This is a genomic window from Pseudonocardia sulfidoxydans NBRC 16205, assembly GCF_007989085.1.
GTDB lineage: Bacteria > Actinomycetota > Actinomycetes > Mycobacteriales > Pseudonocardiaceae > Pseudonocardia > Pseudonocardia sulfidoxydans.
Window position 1 is genome coordinate 24842 of sequence record NZ_BJVJ01000001.1, and the last position, 14462, is coordinate 39303.

Genomic DNA, 14462 nt, shown 5'->3' on the forward strand with positions numbered 1-14462 from the left:
GACCATCGTGAACATGCCGAACGCAGCGGCGCCGGCGGGCGTACGGGTCCTCGCCGGACCCCGGCCGGGACCCGGCGAGCGCGAAGGCCCTGCCGCCGCGCACGAACCGGCGCCGTCGGACGACGGTCCTGGCCGGGGCGCGGTGGCCGAGCTGCTCATGTCGGACTCCGAACGGTGTCGCGTGCGCGTGTCGGGCGTGCCTTCCTGCGGACGAGCTGGACGGTGGAACGAACGTCAGGTGATGAGGTGGTCGGGCATCGCGTCGGCCTCGAGCGCACGGCCGACAGGGCCGGGGTCGTGGAAGCCGTCGGCGTCCAGCACCACACGCCCGCCGCTCACGACGACCGACGGCCAGCCGGCCAGCTCCTCGCCCTCGTAGGGCGTGTAGTCGGTGGCCATGTGCAGGTCGCCGGTGCGGGCGCTGCGGCGTGCGGCCGGGTCGACGACCACGAGGTCCGCGTCGTGACCGGCGGCGACGACACCCTTGCCGGTGAGACCGTTGAGCCGGGCCGGGTTCGTCGCGAACATGCCGACGAACCGCTCCACCGGCATCCCGCCGCGCACGACGAGCTGCGTGAACGTGACCGCCAGCCGCGTCTCGACGCCCGGCAGCCCGTTGGGCATGACCCGCACGTCGTGGGAGTGCTCGGTCTTCTGGCTCGCCGAGTAGCAGCAGTGGTCCGAGCCGAGCGTGTCGATGTCGCCGACGAGCGCGCGGGACCGCAGCGCCGCGACCGTCTCCGGCGCGCGCAGCGGCGGACAGCAGACGAACCGCTCGGGATGCTCCGACGAGTAGGTGCGCTCGTCGAGGTACAGGTAGTGCGGGCACGTCTCGGTGTAGGCACGCACCCCGCGCCGACGAGCCGCGCGGACCAGGTCGACCGCCTCGGCCGTCGTCTGGTGGACGAAGTAGACGGGCGCGTCGACGTGCTCGGCCGTGGCCAGCACCTGCGACACCGCCGACGCCTCCGCGAGCTCCGGGCGGGTGCGTGGCATGTGGCCCGCGGCCGCCTCGCCCGCCGCGACCGCGAGCGCCTGCGCGTCCTCGATTACGTGGTTGGCCTCGGCGTGCACGTAGGCGATGCCGCCCTGGGCGTGCAGGGTGCGCAGCACCTCCAGCACCGTGTCGGGGCCCGCCATGACGACGTCCTTGTACGTCGTGAACAGCTTGATCGTCCGCACCCCGGTGTTGGCCATCTCGGCGATCTGGGCCGGGGTCGTGTCGTCCCAGTCGATGACGCAGCCGTGCAGCGCGGTGTCGCAGCGCGAGATCTCGGCGAGCTTGCGACGCTCGGTGACGGCGTCGATCGGGCGCTGGCCGGGGTCGGGGATCGCGAAGTCGATGACGGTCGTCGTGCCGCCCCACAGCGCGGCGATGCTGGCCGACTCGTAGTCGTCGAGTGCGGCGTACTCGCCGAGGCGCTGCCCGATGTGGCAGTGCGGGTCGACACCGCCGGGCAGCACGAGCGAGCCGGTGGCGTCGATCGCGCGCTCGTGCGGGGGCAGCGGCAGCGACGGGTCCTGGACCGCGACGATGCGGCCACCGGAGACGACGACCGTCGCCGGGCCGCTGCCTCCGGCGTTGACGACGGTGCCGCCGTGGACGACCAGGTCGGCGTGCGCGGGCGCGCTCATGGGTGACTCTCCTCGGCTCTGGGGCGAATCAGCTCGCGGGTGGGGCGGCCTCACTCGCCGCGGGATGGAAGATCACGGTGTCGACGGCCGCGAGATGGTCGGTCATGACCCGCGACGCCTCGGCGGTGTCGCCGGCACGGATGGCGGCGACGATGCGGCGGTGGTCGTCGAGCTGGCCCTGCCGCGCGGCCATCGAGCTGACGGCCAGCTGGTTGATCAGCACCCACAGCGGGTGCGACTCGGCGCTGACGAACTGGCCGACGATCCCGGACAGGATGGTGTTGCCGCAGCCCAGCGCCAGCTCGGCGTGGAAGCTCAGGCCCAGCGCGAGGAACCGCGTCAGCGCGGCGGGGTCGGCCACGATCTCGGCGGACTCGTCGACGATGCGCTGCAACCGGGTGATCGTGTCGGTGTCGACCCGCGTCGCAACCAGGGCCGCGACGGCGGGTTCGACGCTGCGGCGGGCCTCGATCAGCTCACGCGGGGCGACGTCGAGCGCTGTTTCCTCGATGGCCTCGACCGCCGGGTGGGCGCGCACGTAGGTGCCGTCGCCGTGGCGGACCTCGACCGCGCCGACGAGCTCGAGCGCGAGGATCGCCTCCCGCGCGGTGGCGCGGGAGACGTCGAGGCGCTCGGCCAGGTCACGGTCGCCCGGCAGCCGGGTCCCCGGGAGGTACTCCCCGGTGGCGATGGCCGTGAGCAGCTGCTGGGCCACGGCGACGTACAGCCGCGTTCGCGATTGGCCCGTCCTCTGCATGGCGAGAGGTTAGACCTCTGCGGTCCGACCCGACAAGAGGTTAGTCGTCGCTATTCGGGACACGCCCCATCACCGACACGGGACATCCTCGGTCCGCGGTCGCCGGGCGCCCGGGAACGAGAACACCATCCCGGTCGGGACGTCGCCCGTGTTGACGATCGCGTGCGGCCGCCCGGCCGGGATGTGCAGTGCGTCGCCCGCGGTGAACGCGACGTCGCCGAGGTCGGTGCGCAGCACCCCGGACCCCTCCACGACCAGGCAGACCTCCTCGGTCGTGTGCCGGATCATCGGCGTCGACCCACCGGGGAGCACGTGCGAGCGCCCCAGCGTCGTGGTCGCGCCCGGCACCGAGTCGGCGTCGACGATCATCCGCGCCCACGAGCCGTCGCCCGCCGGCTCCGCGGGCAGCACGGTGACGGGCGCCGGTACAGGGTCCCCGGAGGCGAGCCAGCCGCGGGCGATGCGCTCGCGCGTCGTGAACACGGCACCGTCGAACCCCGAGGCGTACTCGACGAACCGTTCCAGGCCCGCGATCCGCGCGGGGCGGCCGATGATCCGGCAGTGCAGGCCCACCGACATCATCCGCGGCGCCTGCGCCGACTCCCGGTAGAGCGTGTCGAAGGCGTCCTTGAGGTAGGTGAAGAACTGCTTCGAGGTCGCGAGCGGGTCGGCGAGCCAGAACTGGATGTCGTTCGTGTCCGCCGTGTAGGGCACGACCAGGTGCGACGTGCCGTCGACGTCGACCTCGAAGGGCACGTCGTCGGCGTAGGAGTCGGAGTCGTAGAGGAACCCGCCCTCCTCGACGACGAGCCGCCGCGTCCGCTCGCTGGGCCCGTACCGGCAGTACCAGCCGACGGGCCTGCTTCCGGTCGCGCGTTCCAGCGACTCGACGGCCATCCGGATGTGCTCGCGCTCCTCCTCCTCGGAGAGCGACCACACCTCCTCCCAGCGCCAGCCGTGGCTGCACACCTCGTGCCCCGCGGCGACGACCGCCTCCGCGACGGCCGGGGCCATCTCGAACGCCTGCGCGCACGCGAAGAACGTCGCGGGCACGCCGTGGCGGCGCAGCACGTCGAGGATCCGCCACACGCCGACCCGGGATCCGTAGTCGTACATCGACTCCATCGCGAGGTTCCGCACGCCGTCGGGGAACGGGTAGGCGCCCCACTCCGTCAGCGCCTCCTGCGTGGCGTCCCCCGCGGGCAGCGACCGCTCCGAGCCCTCCTCGTAGTTGACGACGAGCGAGATCGCGAGCCGGTCGTCGCCGAGCCACCGCCGCGTCGGCGGGTTCGGCCCGTAACCGACGACGTCGCGCCCGCCCGGACCCGTCATGCCCTGCCCCCCAACAGGTCCCGGAGCGCGGCATCGACCTCGGCCGGGGTGTCGACCTGCGGCGAGTGCCCGGCGAACGGGATCTCGACGGCCCGGCAGTCCGGGATTCCCGCCATCAGCGTGGCGACGTGCTCCTCGGTGCGGGCGGCGTCCTCGGCACCCCGGATCACCAGCGTCGGAACCGAGATCTGCGGCAGCCCGTCGACGACGTCGCCCCCCAGCACGCCGCGCAGCACAGCAGACAGGAACGGGTAGTCGGCGGTCTCGACGGCCTCGGCGTAGAGCGCCATGTCGGCGGCGGGCGGGTCGCGGTACACCAGCGACCGCACGACCGCGGCGGTCGAAGCCGGCGCGGCGTCGCCGCCCGCGTCGAGCCACTCCCCCAGGGTCGCCCGGAACGGCGCCTTCACCCCGGCCGCCGTCGCGCCGGTGCCGACGAGCACCAGCGAGTCGAGCGGCGGCCGCCCGGCGATGGCGATGACCTGCGCGAGCAGCCCGCCCGTCGAGTTGCCCATGAGCACGACGGGCTGGTCGGTGTACTCCTCGATCGCCGAGGTGATCGCAGCGGCGAGACCGTCGAAGGCATTGTCGTCGGCGGGGATCGTGGCGGCGCCCGAGTACATGTCGACGAGCACCCAGTCGCGCTCGGGCATCAGCTCGACGACGGGCAGCCAGAACTGCCAGCAGCCGAACCACGGGTGCAGCGCGACGATCGGCGCCGCGCCGGAGCCGTCGCCGGTGTGGACGTGCAGGTCCAGGCCGGACGCCGACCTGCGCGCGGTCGTGCTCACGACGTCACCAGCCCGAACTGCGCCGCCCGCTCCAGCGTGGCCTGCGCGCGCTGGGCGATCGGGTAGTCGACGAGCTTGTCGTCGACGGTGATCGCCGCGATCCCGTCCCGCTCCGCCTCGTCGAAGGCAGCCACGATGCGTTGTGCGACATCGATCTCGGCCGGGCTCGGCGAGAGCACCTCGTTGACGATCGGCACCTGGCCGGGATGGATCGCGAACTTGCCGGTGAAGCCCATCCCGTGGGCCTCCTCGGTCTGGCGGCGCATCGCGGCGGGGTCGCGCACGTCGGCGAACGCGGTGTCGATCGCCTGCACCCCGGCGGCGGCGGCGGCCATCGCGACGTGGATGCGCGACGACGTCATCAGCGGATGCGCCTGCTCGGGGACGACGCCCATGTCGAGCGCGAAGTCGTAGGCGCCGAAGGAGACCCGGCGGACGCGGCCGGTCGGGCGGGCCAGCGCGACGGCGTCGAGCACCCCGGCGGCGGTCTCGAGGATCAGCACCAGCTCGAGCCCCGCGGCCAGGTCGCGGTCGATGCCGGCGACGACGTCGGCGTCCTCGCACTTGGGGACGACCACGCCGCGCGCGCCGATCCGGGCCGCGGCGGCGAGATCCTCGGCGTGCCACTGCGTGTCGACGGGATTGACCCGCACGTACACCGACTGACCTGCGGCGACGGCGAGGTCGGCGGCGGCCTGCAGGTTGTCGCGCGAGGCCGCCTTCTGGCTCACCCCGACCGAGTCCTCCAGGTCGAGGATCACCGCGTCGGCACCGCTGCGGGAGGCCTTCTCGAACCGGTCGGGCCGGTTGGCCGGCACGAACAGCAGTGAGCGGGGGTCGGTCATACGGGGGCTCCATTCCAGGGAGATGTCGTCGCGCCGGTCGCCGCCGACCCGACCGTGGCGGCGTACTTGGCAAAAACACCGGAGGTGAACTCCGGTTCCGCCGGCGGCGGTGGCGTCCGGGTGGACAGCTCCGCCTCGACGGCGATGGTGCGGGTGTCGGCGTCGAGGACGATCCGGTCGCCGTTGCGCAGCAACCCGATCGGCCCACCGGCGGCAGCTTCGGGGGCGACGTGCCCGACCATCAGACCACGGGTCGCGCCGCTGAACCGGCCGTCGGTGACCAGCGCGACCGTCTCGCCGAGCCCGCGACCCACGATCGCCGACGTCACCTGCAGCATCTCGGGCATGCCCGGTCCACCGCGCGGACCGACGTTGCGAATGACGACGGTGTCCCCCGGCCCGACGCCGCCGCCGAGGACGGCGTCGAGGGCGGCGCGTTCGCCGTCGAAGACGCGCGCGGTGCCGGTGTGGGAGCGCGGGGTGTGCGCGGTGATCTTGACGACCGCGCCGTCGGGCGCGAGGTTGCCGCGCAGCACGACGAGCCCGCCCTCGGCGGCGAACGGCTCGGCCAGGCGTGCGACGACGCGCTGACCGTCGGTCTCCGTGGCGGCCGCCGCCTCCTCGGCGAGGGTCCGGCCCGTGACCGTCATCGTCGAGCCGTCGACGAGCCCGCCCTCGACCAGCCGGGCGACCAGCAGCATCGTCCCGCCGGCGGCGTGCAGGTCGGCTGCGCTGTAGGTGCCGCCGGGCATCAGGTCGCACAGCAGCGGGGTGCGCCGCGAGATGCGGTCGATGTCGTCGAGGCTCAGCGGGACGCCGACCTCGGCGGCCAGCGCGATCAGGTGCAGCACCGCGTTGGTCGAGCCGCCCGAGGCAGCGACCGCGGCGACGGCGTTCTCGAACGCGGGGCGGGTGAGCAACCTGCTGGGGCGCAGGTCCTTCGTCGCCGCCGTCTCGACGAGCGCGGCCGCCGCCGCCACCGCCGACGGCTTGTCCGCGTCCACGGCCGGGATGCCGTTGACCCGCGCCGGCGACAGGCCGAGCACCTCCATGACCATCGCCATCGTGTTGGCGGTGTACTGCCCGCCGCACGCCCCGGCACCGGGGCAGGCCGCGGCCTCGATCTCGTCGAGGTCGTCGTCGCTGATCGTGCCCGCGGCGTGCGCGCCGACCGCCTCGAACACGTCGTGCACGGCGACGACCCGGCCCCGGAACCGGCCGGTCAGGATGGTGCCGCCGTAGAGCAGCACCGACGGCCGGTCGACGCGCGCCATGCCCATCGCCATGGCCGGCACCGTCTTGTCGCACGACGCGATGCCGACGATCCCGTCGAACATGTGGCCCCGGGCCACCAGCTCGACCGAGTCCGCGATGAGCTCGCGGCTCACCAGCGACGCCCGCATCCCCGGCGTGCCCATCGTGATCCCGTCGGAGATCGCGATGGTGTTGACCTCCATCGGCGTGCACCCGATGGCGCGCAACCCGTCGCAGGCGTGCGCGGCGAGGTCGCGGTGGTTGAGGTTGCACGGCATCGTGCCCGTCCAGCTGTGGACGACCCCGACGACGGGCTTGCGCAGGTCGTCGGGGGTGAAACCGATGTTGCGCAGGTAGGAGCGTGCCGCGGCGCGCTCCGGGCCCTCGTACAGCGCCCGGCTGGGGCGCTCGGTGAACGGCATGGTGCTGCTTTCCGTGTTCAGAGGGAGCCTGACTCCCTGACTTCCTTGCGCCTGCTGTAGCGCGAGGCGCAGACCGCGACGACGAGCGCGCCGCCGTAGAACAGGTCCGACACGTAGGACTGGGCGCCGAGCATCGTGAGCCCCGTGGTGCCCGCGACCAGGAAGTACACGGCGATGAACGAGCCCCACGAGTTGAACTTGCCGGGCAGGATCGCCGTCGAGCCCAGGAACGCGGCGGCGAACGTCGGCAGCAGGAACGCCTCGCCCGACACCGGGTCCGCCGCGCCCGTCGTGCCGGCGTAGAGGATGCCGGCCAGCGACGCGAGCGTGGCCGACGCGACCAGCGCGGCCCACCGGATCCGGGTGACCCGCAGCCCCGACAGCCGCGACACCGCACGGCCACGGCCGACGAACAGCAGCCGTCGCCCGGCCGCGGTGTACTCCAGGAAGTACCAGAGCCCCGCGGTGATGAGCAGGCCGTACCAGAACGCGAGCGGCACCCCGAGGAAGCGGTTGACGATGACCCAGTCGGTCAGGCCCGTCGAGATGCCGCTGATCGTCGTGGAGTCGCCCAGCCAGAGCACCGCGCCCGACAGGATCGTGCCCGTCCCCAGCGTCACGATGAACGGGTCGACCCCGAACAGCAGCACGAACCCGCCGTTGAGCAGGCCGATCACGACACCCGCGAGCAGGCACAGGACGATGACCAGCCAGATGTTCATCCCGTGCTGGGCGTTGAGGACCCCGACCAGCATCTGCGACGTCATGAGCACGCCCGCGACCGACAGGTCGTAGTCGCCCGCGGTCAGCGGGATCAGCAGCGCACACGTGAGGACGACGAGCACGGCCTGCGAGCCGAGGATGCCCTGCAGCGTCGACGTCGTCAGGAACGTGTCGGGCCGCAGCGACCCGAACACCGCCACGACGACGACCAGCGCGATCACGATGGAGAACCGCTGCGCGAGCGAGCGGGCGACCGTGCCGCCCCCCGACCTCCCGGACGCGACGTCGACGTCGGTCACCGGCTCGGAGTTCTTCGTCCGGGTCATCACCCGTCACCCTCACCTTCGGTCGGCCCCACCGGGCCTGCGGGGACCGCGCGGTCGGCGAGCGTGTAGCACTCGTGCGCGATGCGGTCCTTCGTGATGTCGGCGCCCCGCAGCTCCCGGGCGACGCGGCCCCGGTCGAAGATCAGGACACGGTCGCAGATGGCGGCCAGCTGCTCGTAGTCCGAGCTCGCGCACAGCACCGCGCAGCCCGACCGGGCCGCGTCGTGGACGACCTCGTAGATCTGCGCGCGGGCACCGATGTCGACGCCCTGGGTCGGCTCGTGCAGCAGCAGCACCCGCGGGTCGGCGGCCAGCCATTTGGCCAGCAGCACCTTCTGCTGGTTGCCTCCCGACAACGACTGGTAGGCGATCCCGGGGATCGGCGGCCGCACGTCGAACCGGTCCAGGGTCTCCTGGCAGTCACGGGCCAGCTGCGGACGCGAGAGTCCCCGCCACGTCGTGTAGCGGTCGATGACCTGCAGCATCGCGTTGTCCCGCACGCTGATGCTGCCGACGCTGCCGTTGCTCTGCCGGTCGGCGGGGATGAGCGCCATCCGGTGCGCGATCGCCTTCACCGGGTCCATCGCGGGCAGCGACAGCGTCCCGTCCCCGGTGCGCAGCGTCCCGGTCGCGGCCGGGAACGCCCCGAACAGCAGGTACGGGATGCGTTCGAAGCCCGACCCGAGCAGCCCGGTCATGCCGAGCACCTCGCCGTCGCCGAGCGCGAACGACACCGACTCGACCCGTTCGTCGGACAGGTCGTCGACGACGACGGTCGCGTCCGCGGCGGTGGGTGCGACGTCCTCACGCTCGCCGCCGTGCTCGGGCAACTCGCGGCCGATGATCAGCTCGACGAGCTCGGTGTCGGTCACCGACGACGTCTGCACCGTCGCCCGAAGCCTGCCGTCGCGGAAGATCGTCGCACGGTCGGTGATCTCGCGGACCTCGTCGAGGTCGTGGGACACGAACAGCACGGCCGAGCCGCCGCCCGCGATCTCGCGCATCAGCGAGAACAGCTGGCGGCGACCCGTCTCCGGCAGGAACACCGTCGGCTCGTCGAGGATCAGCATCCCGGGACCGGTGCGGGCGCCGCCGCGCAACGTCCGCATCTCGTGGACGGCCCGCACGATCGCGAGCAGCGCCCGCTGCGTGCCGTCGAGGTCGGCGACACGCGCCGTCGGGTCGAGGTCGACGGAGAACTCCTCGAACAACGTCCGCGCGTCGGCCCGCTGCCGCCGCCACCCGATGGCCCAGTCCCGCGCCCGGCTGAACGTGCCGAGCCGCAGGTTCTCCAGCACCGACAAGCTCGTGATCAGCCCGAGGTCCTGGTGGACGAAGCTCATCCCGTAGTCGCGGAACGCGCCCGGGGCCAGTGGCAGCGGCACGTCCTCGCCGTTGATCCGCAAGCCGCTGCCCGGGTCGGGCTCGTGGAAGCCGGCGAGGACCTTGATGAACGTCGACTTGCCCGAGCCGTTCTCCCCGAGCAGGCCGTGGATCTCGCCGGGCAGGACGTCGAGGTCGACGGAGTCGAGGACCCGCACCCCGGCGAAGGACTTGGAGACGCCACGCGCCTCGACGACCGGCGGAGCGCCCACGCGGGACGCTCCGCCGGCGTGCGCCGGAACCGACATCAGGGCGCCTTGCCCCACAGCTTCAGGTAGCTCTCGACGAAGGAGTCGCCGTAGCCCTTGCCCAGTTCGGGCGGGGTGCCCGCCTCGTTGACGTTGGCCTTCGTGAACACCCGCAGCTGGATGCCCTCGTCGCCGGAGGCGATCGGCCCCTGACCGGACAGGATGCGCCCGATCTGGTCGACGACGGCGTACCCGACCTGCGACGGGTTCTCCCCGACGTCCATCTTCACGACGTCGGCGTCCTGCATCATCTTCAGCACGAACGGGGTGCCGTTGAACGTGGAGATGTGCACCTTGCCGGTCGCGCCCGCGAGCTGGATGCCGGGCACGACGAACTGCGACATGGAGTCGTAGAGCGGCATGATGTAGTTGATGTTCGGGTCGGCCTGGATGGCCGAGCGCGTGATGTTCGTGATCTGGGTCGACCAGTCCGGCACCGACACGTTCTGGAACGTCAGCTTGCAGTCCGGGCAGTACTTGGCGAACTCGTCGTTGGTCGCGTCGATCGACGCCGGGCTGCCGATGACCTCCTTCGATGTCAGGACCAGCACGTTCGCCGCGCAGTTCGTGTCCTTGATGATGAAGTCGGCCGAGAGACGCGCGGCCAGGTCGTAGGGCTGCGCGACGCGCGCGGTGACCTCGGGGCCCTGCGGCTGGGTCAGGTCCTCGTTGAGCACCGTGATGATCGGGATGCCCGCCGCCTTCGCGGCCGCGGCCTGCGGCTGGAAGTAGGTCGGGCTGATCGTGCCGCCGGTCAGCGTGATCGCGGCGGGCTTCTGCGCGATGGCCGCGTTCATGCCCTGGATCCACTGGGTGCGGTCACCCTGGTTCGGGTAGTCGACGACCTTCATCCCGACCTTGCCCGCGGCCTCGGTCATCGAGGTCGTCAGCGCCTGGGTGAACGGGTTGGCGCTGGACTCCTGAATGTTGAAGATCGTCTTGCCCTCGGCCGCCGTCATGTCGACGGGCGGACCCGGGTCGGTGTAGGTCGGGACGGCCGAGTGCTTGTCGAGCGCCGCGCCGACCTGCGTCAGGTCGCAGTTCGCGCCGCCACCACCAGCGGCCGCGGCACCCGACTCCGAACCACCCGACGAACAGGCGGCCACCAGGCCGAGCATCACGACGGCCGCGGCGGCCGTCGCCACCCGTCTCTTCGTAGTGCTGGACAGCATCTCTCCTCCTCGAGAGCGCACGGGTCCGACGACCGGTCTACCGGCCGCCGTCGGCGTTGGACGCCAGGTACTTCTCCACCTCGTCCTGCGGCACCACGTCGGCGTACTTCGAACCGATGTCGAAGAGGTTCGCGCGGTGCGGCTCCTCGGCCCGGTCGAAGACGCACTCCTCGGGGACCACGACACGGAACCCGTAGGACACCGCGTCGATCACGCTCGCCCGGATGCATCCGGACGTCGAACAGCCCGTCACGACCACGGTGTCGACCCCACGCTGTACCAGGTACGACGTGAGGTGCGTCCCGAAGAACGCCGACGGAAACTTCTTGACCAGCACCAGCTCGTCGGGCCGGCGGGCCAGCTCCGGATGGATCTCCACGGCCGCGGGGTCGTCGGTGCGCAGCTCGCGCAGCGCCGGGACCTTCGCGGCGAACGACGCCCCGTCCTCACCCGGGGCGTAGGCGATCGTCGTGAACACGACCGGCAGCCCGGCGTCGCGGGCGTGGCCCAGCAGCCCGGCGATGTGCGGGACCGCGGGCACGTCGTCGGCACCGACGCCGTAGGCGCTCGAGGTGAACGCCCGCGACACGTCGACGACCAGCACCGCGGGCCGTGTGCCCACGCCGCCGGTCGCGCCGATGCCGCGCTGCGCGTAGAACTCGCCGACCTCGTCGAAGCTCATGTGTCCGCCCGTCAGATCACGCCGTCGGCCTCGAGGGCCGCCAGCTGCTCGTCGGTCATCCCCAGCTGGTCGCGGTAGACCTCGTGGTTGCTCGACCCCTTGGGGGCGCCGGCGTGCCGGACCCTGCCGGGGGTGTCGGACAGGACGGGCACCACGTTCTGCATCAGGACGTCACCCAGCCCCTCGTGCGGGACCCGGACGATGGTCTCCCGCGCCAGGTACTGCGGGTCCTCGACGATGTCGGCCGCGGTGTAGGCCGGGGCGATCGCGCCCTCCGCGGTCTCGAACTCCGCGAGCACCTCCTCCGCGGTGCGTTCGCCGATCCAGCCGCCGATCGCGTCATCGAGCTCCTCGGTGTGGGCGATGCGTCCCGGGTTGCCGGTGAACCACGGCTGCTCCGCGAGATCGGGTCGCCCGACCAGTTTCACGACGCGGTCCGCGATCGACTGCGCCGTCGCCGAGAGGGCGAGCCAGCGGCCGTCCTTGGTCTGGTAGGCGTTGCGCGGCGCGCTGTAGGGCGTGTGGTTGCCCGACCGGCCGACGACCTCGCCCGTCTTGTCGTAGAGGATCGTCTGCGGACCGAGCATCCAGAACATGGGTTCGTAGATCGACAGGTCGATGACCTGGCCCTTGCCGTTGCCGCCGTGCTCGCGCCACCACAGCGCGAACATGATCGCGAAGCAGCCGGTGAACCCCGCGATGCAGTCGCCGAGCGCGAACGGCGGCAACGCCGGCGGCTTGTCGGGCCAGCCGTTGATGTGGGCGAACCCCGACATGGCCTCGGCCAGCGTGCCGAACCCGGGCCGGTTGGCGTATGGGCCGGTCTGGCCGAACCCGGTGGTACGCAGGATGACCAGGCCCGGGTTGATCTCGTGCAGGACGTCGGGACCCAGCCCCCAGCGCTCCAGGGTGCCGGGCCGGAAGTTCTCCACGAACACGTCCGCGTCGGCGACGATCTTCTTGAGGATCTCCGCGCCCTCGGGCGCCGACAGCTTGAGGGTGACGCAGCGTTTGTTGCGCGACACCAGCGCCCAGAACAGCGACTCGCCCTCGACGTTCCAGCCCATCGACCGCAGGCTGTCGCCGCGCGGGTGCTCGACCTTGAGCACGTCGGCGCCGAAGTCGGCGAGCAGCGTCGCCGCGACGGGGCCCGCGAAGATCGACGCCGCGTCGACGACCTTGAGGCCCTGCAGCGGGCCGCCTGCGGATTCGACCCCGGGAGCGGCGCTCATGCGGCGCCCTCGTCGGGGTGGTTCTCCAACCAGAACCGAGCGATCTGCTCGCGGGTCGCGAACCACACGTCGGACTGCTGCTGGGCGTGCTCGATGAACTCCCGCAACGCCGACGTCCGTCCCGCCTGGCCGGCCCACCGCGGGTGCAGACCGATCGACATCATCCGCGGATGCCCGCCCCGGCCCTCGCGCAACAGCTCGTCGAAACCACGGGCACAGACGTCGAAGAAGTCGGTCGGGCTGGCCATGCCGGGCGGCATCGCGTACTTCACGTCGTTGTAGACCATCGTGTACGGCACCACGAGCTGGCGCTCGTCGCCCACGCTGACGTAGTAGGGCAGGTCGTCGTTGTAGGCGTCGGAGTCATAGAGGAACCCGCCCTCCTCCACCAGCAGCTCACGGGTGTGCACGCTCGGGCCGTACCGGCAGTACCACCCGACGGGCCGGGTGCCGCACGTCCGCTCGAACGACGCGATGGCCTCGAGCATGTGCTCGCGCTCCTCGTCGCGGCTCAGCGTCCACGGCTCCTCCCACCGCCAGCCGTGGCTGCACACCTCGTGCCCACCCGCGACCACGGCCTTCGCCAGCTCGGGGTTCTGCTCGAACGCGACCGCCGCGGCGTAGAACGTCGTCGGGACCCGGTACTCGGAGAACAGCCGCAGCAGCCGCCACACACCGGCCCGCGCCCCGTACTCGTAGATCGACTCGACACACAGGTCCCGGTACTCGGCCGGCATGCCGTACGGGATCTCGCCGAGGCCCTCGTTGCGCGCGTCGCCCGCGGCCCACGAGACCTCGGAGCCCTCCTCCGCGTTCACCACGATGTTGACGGCGATCTTCGCCCCACCCGGCCACTCGACGGCCGGGGGCGTTGCGCCGTACCCGATGAGGTCGCGCCGGGGGCCGGGCACGTCGGCTTCGGTGAACTGCAAGGTCATCGGGGTCCTCACTGCTGTGTAAGGGACTACGTCTTCGGTTCCGTCGTCTTCGGTTCCTCGCCCAGCTCGGGCTGCTCGGAGGCTGCTCCCGCGCCGATGTGCGCGCACATCGCGTCCGCACCGGCCTGGGCGTCACCCGCCGCCACGGCGGCCATCACCTCGTCGTGCTCGCGCATGCTGTCCGACGACCGCTGCTCGACGGCCCAGTTGGTCCGCCACGGGAAGACGTCCCAGAGCCGTCCGGTGAAGTGCTGCAGCATGTCCGAGCCCGCGGCCTGGTAGATCGCCAGGTGCCAGGCGGAGTTGAGCTGGGCCATCCGTTTCCCGCGGCCGGCGCGACCGGCCGCGAGGAAGTTCTCATGGATCGTCTGCAGTTCCCCCTTCTGCTCGTCGGTCATGCGCTCGATCGCCAGGCGGGTGGCGAGGGGCTCCAGCGCCATGCGCATTGCATACACATCGGACAATTTCTCGGGCGAGTGCCGGGCGACCACGACACCCCGATGGGCCTCGTAGTGCACGAGCCGGTCGGCCTGCAGCAGACGCAGCGCCTCCCGGATGGGGGTCGGGCTCATCCCCAGCTCGCGCGCCAGCTCGTCGACCTGCAGGCGGTAGCCCACCTCCAGCTGCCCGCTGCGGATTCGTTCGCGCAGGACCCGCAGGGCCAGCTCCGACTTCGTCTGGTGGGTCGGAACCTCAGGATCGGTCACAAGGCAAATCTTGCA

Annotated in this window: 13 protein-coding genes; all 13 read right to left on the reverse strand. The window is 71.8% G+C overall.

Annotated elements, in window-relative coordinates; all coding sequences use genetic code 11:
* Window positions 1–234: 234 nt before the first annotated feature.
* The 13 genes from PSU4_RS00100 to PSU4_RS00160 all read right to left on the reverse strand — a co-directional run bounded on the left by PSU4_RS00100 (window position 235) and on the right by PSU4_RS00160 (window position 14447).
* Window positions 235–1635, reverse strand: a complete 1401-nt coding sequence (locus PSU4_RS00100) for an amidohydrolase family protein (protein WP_147101253.1) — start codon at window positions 1633–1635, stop codon at window positions 235–237.
* Between the two features lie 28 nt (window positions 1636–1663).
* A complete protein-coding gene (locus tag PSU4_RS00105; RefSeq protein ID WP_147101257.1) occupies window positions 1664–2392 on the reverse strand; it encodes a FadR/GntR family transcriptional regulator in 729 nt (242 codons plus the stop codon).
* A 69-nt stretch (window positions 2393–2461) separates the two neighbouring features.
* The gene (locus tag PSU4_RS00110; protein ID WP_147101262.1) at window positions 2462–3724 is read right to left on the reverse strand and encodes a polysaccharide deacetylase family protein; all 1263 of its coding nucleotides are present in this window, start codon (window positions 3722–3724) and stop codon (window positions 2462–2464) included.
* Entirely contained in the window at window positions 3721–4515 is a 795-nt protein-coding gene (locus PSU4_RS00115) for an alpha/beta fold hydrolase (RefSeq protein WP_147101265.1), read from the reverse strand. Before PSU4_RS00115 ends, PSU4_RS00110 begins: the two co-directional genes overlap by 4 nt.
* Entirely contained in the window at window positions 4512–5360 is an 849-nt protein-coding gene (locus PSU4_RS00120) for an HpcH/HpaI aldolase/citrate lyase family protein (protein ID WP_147101268.1), read from the reverse strand. Before PSU4_RS00120 ends, PSU4_RS00115 begins: the two co-directional genes overlap by 4 nt.
* Window positions 5357–7036: a dihydroxy-acid dehydratase gene (locus PSU4_RS00125; RefSeq protein WP_147101270.1), complete on the reverse strand. Its 1680-nt coding sequence runs from the start codon at window positions 7034–7036 to the stop codon at window positions 5357–5359. The genes PSU4_RS00120 and PSU4_RS00125 overlap by 4 nt, the downstream gene beginning before the upstream one ends.
* A 17-nt stretch (window positions 7037–7053) precedes the next feature.
* A complete protein-coding gene (locus PSU4_RS00130) occupies window positions 7054–8085 on the reverse strand; it encodes an ABC transporter permease (RefSeq protein WP_147101273.1) in 1032 nt (343 codons plus the stop codon).
* Window positions 8085–9680, reverse strand: a complete 1596-nt coding sequence (locus PSU4_RS00135; protein ID WP_222596113.1) for a sugar ABC transporter ATP-binding protein — start codon at window positions 9678–9680, stop codon at window positions 8085–8087. The genes PSU4_RS00130 and PSU4_RS00135 overlap by 1 nt, the downstream gene beginning before the upstream one ends.
* Before the next feature lie 35 nt (window positions 9681–9715).
* Window positions 9716–10888, reverse strand: coding sequence for a sugar ABC transporter substrate-binding protein (locus PSU4_RS00140; protein WP_147101279.1), 1173 nt, complete (start codon window positions 10886–10888; stop codon window positions 9716–9718).
* A gap of 37 nt (window positions 10889–10925) precedes the next feature.
* Window positions 10926–11570 carry an isochorismatase family protein gene (locus PSU4_RS00145; protein ID WP_147101281.1) on the reverse strand — a complete coding sequence of 215 codons (645 nt, stop codon included), beginning with the start codon at window positions 11568–11570 and terminating at the stop codon, window positions 10926–10928.
* An 11-nt stretch (window positions 11571–11581) separates the two neighbouring features.
* On the reverse strand, window positions 11582–12802 hold the full coding sequence (locus PSU4_RS00150; RefSeq protein ID WP_147101285.1) for a CaiB/BaiF CoA transferase family protein: 1221 nt from the start codon (window positions 12800–12802) through the stop codon (window positions 11582–11584).
* Window positions 12799–13740 (reverse strand): polysaccharide deacetylase family protein, encoded by a 942-nt coding sequence (locus PSU4_RS00155; RefSeq protein WP_147101290.1) that lies wholly within the window; start codon window positions 13738–13740, stop codon window positions 12799–12801. Before PSU4_RS00155 ends, PSU4_RS00150 begins: the two co-directional genes overlap by 4 nt.
* 26 nt (window positions 13741–13766) lie before the next feature.
* Window positions 13767–14447 (reverse strand): GntR family transcriptional regulator, encoded by a 681-nt coding sequence (locus PSU4_RS00160; protein ID WP_147101294.1) that lies wholly within the window; start codon window positions 14445–14447, stop codon window positions 13767–13769.
* Window positions 14448–14462: the final 15 nt, after the last annotated feature.

Bases quoted from the DNA above. Each gene is read 5' to 3' on its own strand.
- PSU4_RS00100 (WP_147101253.1), bottom strand. From the start codon at position 1,635: ATGAGCGCGCCCGCGCACGCCGACCTGGTCGTCCACGGCGGCACCGTC.
- PSU4_RS00105 (WP_147101257.1), bottom strand. From the start codon at position 2,392: ATGCAGAGGACGGGCCAATCGCGAACGCGGCTGTACGTCGCCGTGGCC.
- PSU4_RS00110 (WP_147101262.1), bottom strand. From the start codon at position 3,724: ATGACGGGTCCGGGCGGGCGCGACGTCGTCGGTTACGGGCCGAACCCG.
- PSU4_RS00120 (WP_147101268.1), bottom strand. From the start codon at position 5,360: ATGACCGACCCCCGCTCACTGCTGTTCGTGCCGGCCAACCGGCCCGAC.
- PSU4_RS00125 (WP_147101270.1), bottom strand. From the start codon at position 7,036: ATGCCGTTCACCGAGCGCCCCAGCCGGGCGCTGTACGAGGGCCCGGAG.
- PSU4_RS00130 (WP_147101273.1), bottom strand. From the start codon at position 8,085: ATGACCCGGACGAAGAACTCCGAGCCGGTGACCGACGTCGACGTCGCG.
- PSU4_RS00140 (WP_147101279.1), bottom strand. From the start codon at position 10,888: ATGCTGTCCAGCACTACGAAGAGACGGGTGGCGACGGCCGCCGCGGCC.
- PSU4_RS00145 (WP_147101281.1), bottom strand. From the start codon at position 11,570: ATGAGCTTCGACGAGGTCGGCGAGTTCTACGCGCAGCGCGGCATCGGC.
- PSU4_RS00150 (WP_147101285.1), bottom strand. From the start codon at position 12,802: ATGAGCGCCGCTCCCGGGGTCGAATCCGCAGGCGGCCCGCTGCAGGGC.
- PSU4_RS00155 (WP_147101290.1), bottom strand. From the start codon at position 13,740: ATGACCTTGCAGTTCACCGAAGCCGACGTGCCCGGCCCCCGGCGCGAC.